Source organism: Mesorhizobium sp. M0991, from assembly GCF_040318915.1.
Lineage (GTDB): Bacteria > Pseudomonadota > Alphaproteobacteria > Rhizobiales > Rhizobiaceae > Mesorhizobium.
This window is the reverse complement of record NZ_JAMYNE010000093.1, coordinates 1-1,503: the sequence shown is the minus strand read 5'-3', so window position 1 is coordinate 1,503 and position 1,503 is coordinate 1. Positions and strand designations below refer to the sequence as shown.

General features: G+C 63.1%; 2 protein-coding genes. Both read left to right on the top strand.

The genetic code is table 11. The features are described from left to right. Positions 1 to 671, top strand: a 671-nt coding sequence (locus NKH70_RS35620; protein ID WP_353027469.1) for an aminotransferase class III-fold pyridoxal phosphate-dependent enzyme, incomplete at its 5' end; no start/stop codon positions are given. Then, a partial coding sequence (locus NKH70_RS35615) for a thiamine pyrophosphate-binding protein (RefSeq protein WP_353027468.1) occupies positions 671 to 1,503 on the top strand: 833 nt, incomplete at its 3' end. The genes NKH70_RS35620 and NKH70_RS35615, both read left to right, overlap by 1 nt.

Genomic DNA, 1,503 nt, shown 5'->3' with positions numbered 1-1,503 from the left:
GCGGCCTTATCCCGCCGGATCCCGAATTCATCGCTGCTGTCGCCGAAACCGCGCGGCAATATGGCATTCTCGTCGTCTGCGACGAAGTGCTCAACCTGCGCCAAGGCTATCGTGGCGCCTCCGCACGTTACGGGTTCGAGCCTGACCTAATTGCCGCAGGCAAGATCATCGGCGGAGGGTTTCCGATCGGGGCCATCGGCGGATCGCGTCGCGTGATGAGCGTCTTCGACGGATCGACCGGACGGGCCAAAGTGGCGCAGGGCGGTACATTTTCTGCGAACCCGGTCTCCATGGTCGCTGGTCGCATCAGCATGGACGCCATGACCGAGGCGGCGTTCGCTCGCTTGGAGGCAATGGGAGATCGCCTTCGCTCAGGCCTGACCGCCGCTATCCGACGGCATCGGGCTCACTATGTTATCAGCGGTGCAGCCTCGCTGTTCCGAATCCATCCCAAGCAAACGCTGCCACGCGACTATCGTGAAGCCTGTCCGACGCCCGACGAGGCGGCCTCGACCACGGCGATGACCCGTTTCTTCCGTAACGAGAGCATCATACTGCCTGCCGGTGCTGCGGGCTGCCTGTCGACGGCCATGTCTGATGCCGACATTGACAAGATAACGGGCGCTTTTGAACGGTTTCTGGCATTGACTTCGGAAGGGGGGGTGCGCTGATGAACACTCGTGCACAATCGATCCCGGCAACGGCCATCTCCGACACTGTAGCTGAACGTGTGGCTCGTGCGCTGCAACGTCATGGCGTGGACACTATCTTCGCCCAAAGCCTCCCTTCCGCGGTGATCCTTGCCGCGGAGAAGATCGGCATCCGGCAAGTTGCGTACCGTCAGGAAAACATGGGCGGCGCCATGGCCGACGGGTACGCCCGTCGCTCCGGCAAGGTTGCCGTAGTGGCTGCGCAGAACGGCCCCGCCGCGACGCTGCTAGTTCCGCCGTTGGCCGAAGCGCTTAAGGCCAGTGTTCCGATCGTGGCCTTGGTGCAAGAGGTCGAGCGCGATCAAGCCGATCGCAATGCCTTCCAAGAACTCGACCACATTGCGCTCTTCCAGGCGTGCAGCAAGTGGATCCGCCGCGTCGTCGTCGCTACCAGGATTGATGACTACATTGACGCTGCTTTCACCGCCGCAGCGTCGGGCCGGCCGGGTCCAGCAGTGTTGCTGCTACCCGCCGATCTGTTGCGCGAACAGGCTCCTGCGCCAACTTTCGCCCGACATGCCAAGCTCGGCTATTGGCCCCTGGACCGCATTCGGCCCGATGCCAATTCCATTGAAGAGGCGGCCCGCGCCATCGCGCAGGCTCGTGCTCCGGTTGTCCTTGCCGGCGGCGGCGTTCACGCTGGTGGCGGGGCGGCGGAACTCGCGAGACTCCAGGAGGTAGCGTCGCTTCCGATCTTCACCACCAATATGGGGAAGGGTGCTGTAGACGAGCATCATCCCTTATCCGCTGGTGTCTTGGGGTCTTTGGTAGGACCCCGGTCTCTCGGCCGTCA